Source organism: Nitrospira sp., assembly GCA_016788885.1.
In the GTDB taxonomy this organism is placed as follows: domain Bacteria; phylum Nitrospirota; class Nitrospiria; order Nitrospirales; family Nitrospiraceae; genus Nitrospira_A.
Genome location: JAEURX010000068.1, coordinates 1 through 3,652 on the forward strand (window position 1 = coordinate 1; position 3,652 = coordinate 3,652).

The window sequence follows — 3,652 nt, forward strand, 5'->3', positions numbered from 1 at the left end:
ATCGATTTGGCGTCGCCGGGAACAAACGACACCAGACTGAGCAGGATCAAGAGACCGACTGCGATCAGGAGAACCCCGATCACTTCGCGCTTCACATGAGAGGAACGGGAAGGGGCTGAGCGGGCGTCACCGCGCTTTGCCGTGGTGGATACACCCATGCGGCGGATCGTAGCACAGGGAAAAGGCCTTTTCAAACAAAGCGGCAATGTTGCGCAAGGCCATAACGCCGCTACTCATGCGCGTAAGAATTTTGTCTCAAGCCGACTCGCCATCGTCGAACGCAGAGGCGAGCGCGCGATAGTCATCGAGGGTCAGCGTCTCTGCGCGAGACTGAGCCGGAACACCAACCGCCTCCATCGCGCGGGAAACCCGCTCGGACGGATATCCCTCATCACGCAATGAATTCACCAACGTCTTCCGACGATGGGCAAAGGCCGCTCGCACCAGACGACGGAACCGCTCATAACGGACCGGATCGACTCCATTCCGGTCTTTGATTTTGAGATGCACGACGGCCGACCCGACCGTCGGGCGGGGGCGGAAGCAATTCGCCGACACACGAAACGCCACCTCCACCTCTGCCGCTTCCTGCGTCAGAACCGACAGCACTCCGTAGTCCTCGCTGTTCGGTTTGGCAGCCAATCTAAGGGCCACCTCGGTTTGCAGCATCAGCACCAGACGATCGAAGTGGGCACGGGCATCGAGTAATGCAAACAGAATCGGCGTGGAGACGTAATACGGCAGGTTCGACACCACCACCGTCCGCGGCGACAGGCTATCGAAGGGAAATTCCAATGCGTCCCCGATTCGAAGGTCGAGATTGCGACAATGTCCAAGCGTCTCTTGCAGTTGAGGCTGCAGTTGCGGATCGATCTCGACTGCAATGACCCGCCCGGCTTCGGCACATAACCCGGCCGTCAGGGCTCCCCGCCCCGGTCCGATTTCCAGCACCGTGTCGTCGGGACGAAGCGCCGCCAGGGACACGATTTTGCGGATGATGTTCGGGTCGATGAGAAAGTTTTGACCAAGCCGTTTCAGGGCTGGAGGGAAGGACGCGGCCATGGTTCAGGCGGCTTTCTATCCGACGGTGTGAGGAGCCGTCGTCCGCAGGCGTTTCGCCAGCGTGACAAGATAGGACCGATAACATTCCACTTCGTCGCTGAACTCCTCGATCAAATCGTTGGTAAACGCCATGCCTGCAGTTTTTCGCGCCAGACCATCCGCTTCGGCCTGTCCCGCATGTTGCTGGAGCAGGGCCACCGTGCGAATTTTCCACTGTCCCACGCGTTCAGTGCCTAGGGTGGTGTTAAAGTCCTGAATGGTCCTTGTCGCGATCGCGTCCAACTCCTTCACCTGCTGATCGATGATGGCTGCCGCGGAAGATCCTGCGTTTAATATGGACATGTCTCCTCTTTCCTATCGGGACGGTTGGTGGACGGGAGACCAGGACTGTGCCAGACGGGCCGCGACCTTCACCGCTTCCAACAAACTCCCGTGTTCAGCTACCCCTTTGCCCGCAATATCGTAGGCCGTGCCATGATCGACCGACGTGCGGATGATCGGCAGCCCCACGGTCAAATTCACGCAGGTGCCGAATGCGACCAACTTGAGGGGGATCAACCCTTGATCGTGATACATCGCCACCACGCCATCGTAGTCGCCGCGGGCGGCTTTGCCGAACAGGGTGTCGGCGGGAAGGGGATCGCTGGCCTTGATGCCCGCCGCCCTGGCTAACTTGATGGCTGGCGCAATACTGGTCTGTTCCTCGTTGCCGAACAGCCCATGTTCCCCGGCGTGAGGATTCAATGCCGCCACGCCGATTCGCGGGCGCGCGATGCCGAAATACTTCGTCAACCCGAGATGCGCCAGACGAATGGCCTTCGTAATCCGTTCCTTGGTTAAGAGCGGAGACAGGGCGTTGATCGCGACATGGGTCGTAGTGAACATGATCTTCAACGGTCCGCCCACGATCATCATCCCAAACTCTCGGGTTTTGGTCAGATCGGCCAGTAATTCCGTATGGCCGGGGTAGTGAAAGCCGGCCATGTTCATCGCTTCTTTATTGATAGGCGCCGTGACGATTCCGCCCACGCTCCCCGTCTGCGCCAACTCGACCGCTTCCTTGATGAATGCAATGGAAGCCGCGCCGGTCACGGCCGACGCCACACCCATGCGAAATTTCGACAGCGGACGTTCCAATGGATCAGCGACAGCGACCTGACCGGGCTTCAATCGTGCACCGCTCGCCGGATCAAACGTCACCACCTCCAACGGTAGGTCCAGCCACTTGATCGTTCGTTCCATGATCGGGCGGGAACCAATGACCACCGGCTGACAGAGCTTCGCGAGCGCCTTGTCGGCGAGCGCCTTGGCAATGACCTCGGGTCCGATGCCCGCTGGATCTCCCATCGTGAGACCCAAGACAGGGCGGACCGATCGTTGTGAGGGTTTACGAGCCATGGGTGTACAAAAATAAGGTGTATCCAAGGTACAGCAGCGCGCTGCCGCTGAGCAACCAGGGCCGCCAATGCCCAGACCAGACTGCCTGCAACAGACTCATGCCCATGGCAATGACGGCCAGAACCATTGTCGCCAACGCCGTGGTCCCCAGGGTCCACTCTGTCCCGAGCAATCCGACGGAGACCGGGATCGAGCCCTGAAAGACCATCGCACCGGTCACATTACCGACGGCCAACCGATCCTTCTTCCGGTACAACCACAAAAAGCTATTGGACATCTCGGGCAATTCCGTGGCCAGGGGAGCGATCAGGAGCGCTAGGATCAGCGGTGAAACCTGCATTTCAGCTGAAATCGAATTGGCCGCCGTGACGAAGAGATGCGCACCCCCGACCAGACCGAGCAAGCCCACGATGCCCTGCAGCCCGATCACAAAATAGGACGGTTTGGTGGAGCGGCGGGCGAACAGCAGGGGTTCCAGGTCTCCACCCCCTTCCGACTCCTCATCTTCCGCAGAAAATTTCAGCTTCATGTAGTAGACGTACATCGCCAGGAGCACCACCGCCACCGCAATGTGGAGGACACGCGAAGGAATCGCCGCACAGGTCAACGCTAATACATAGCTGATGAGGAAGAAACTGATATCGACCCGGACCTCGCCGTAGTTGAGCTTGAAGGTCGCCGTCCGTTTCCCGAGCTTGGCATACAGCAGCAGCAACAGCGCGAGGATAGGCAATACCAATGTGCTGAGCATAAAGGGAGCCCCGAGAATGGCGCCAAGCCCTACCTCCATCTGCTCCCGGCCAGCCCCGAAAAAAATCGCGATGATCGGAATGGACGTTTCGGGCAGCGTCGTGCCGACGGCAGCGAACACACTTCCGACGGCACCTTCAGAAATGTTCATGCGCTTGCCGAGCCATTCGATGCCATTCGTGAACAGATGGCACCCGGCCAAGGTGATGACCACCGAAGCCACAAACATGCCGACATACAAGAGAATGGTCACAGGCGCCCTCGCAAGAGTGCCGTCTTCCGGCTGGAGGTATTGGGGTAGCAGCGTCGACTCATGCGCGTTTCGTCGTCCGTTTCGTTCCGGCCTGCGTGCGCCGGAACGCCAGCATGGCCTCCTCTAAAATGTCCTTTACCGGCCTGCCGCTCTGTTCGGCAATGCGTTTGCAGTCGTCATACTCCGGAG

Annotated in this window: 5 protein-coding genes; all 5 read right to left on the reverse strand. The window is 59.2% G+C overall.

Annotation, left to right across the window (positions count from 1 at the left end; translation table 11 throughout):
- Positions 1–158 (reverse strand): hypothetical protein (locus tag JNL86_17075; protein ID MBL8044623.1); only part of this gene is annotated, 158 nt, incomplete at its 3' end.
- Positions 159–255: 97 nt separating this feature from the next.
- Complete coding sequence (gene rsmA / locus JNL86_17080) at positions 256–1,062, reverse strand: ribosomal RNA small subunit methyltransferase A (protein MBL8044624.1); 807 nt, start codon at positions 1,060–1,062, stop codon at positions 256–258.
- A gap of 15 nt (positions 1,063–1,077) precedes the next feature.
- Positions 1,078–1,404, reverse strand: coding sequence for a hypothetical protein (locus tag JNL86_17085; protein MBL8044625.1), 327 nt, complete (start codon positions 1,402–1,404; stop codon positions 1,078–1,080).
- Between the two features lie 12 nt (positions 1,405–1,416).
- The gene (gene pdxA, locus JNL86_17090; GenBank protein MBL8044626.1) at positions 1,417–2,460 is read right to left on the reverse strand and encodes a 4-hydroxythreonine-4-phosphate dehydrogenase PdxA; all 1,044 of its coding nucleotides are present in this window, start codon (positions 2,458–2,460) and stop codon (positions 1,417–1,419) included.
- Positions 2,450–3,463: a sodium:calcium antiporter gene (locus JNL86_17095; protein ID MBL8044627.1), complete on the reverse strand. Its 1,014-nt coding sequence runs from the start codon at positions 3,461–3,463 to the stop codon at positions 2,450–2,452. The genes pdxA and JNL86_17095 overlap by 11 nt, the downstream gene beginning before the upstream one ends.
- Between the last annotated feature and the right edge of the window lie 189 nt (positions 3,464–3,652).

What these genes read in the sequence shown, in the direction of transcription:
- JNL86_17085 (MBL8044625.1), bottom strand. Translation starts at nt 1,404, where the DNA reads ATGTCCATATTAAACGCAGGATCTTCCGCGGCAGCCATCATCGATCAG.
- pdxA (MBL8044626.1), bottom strand. Translation starts at nt 2,460, where the DNA reads ATGGCTCGTAAACCCTCACAACGATCGGTCCGCCCTGTCTTGGGTCTC.
- rsmA (MBL8044624.1), bottom strand. Translation starts at nt 1,062, where the DNA reads ATGGCCGCGTCCTTCCCTCCAGCCCTGAAACGGCTTGGTCAAAACTTT.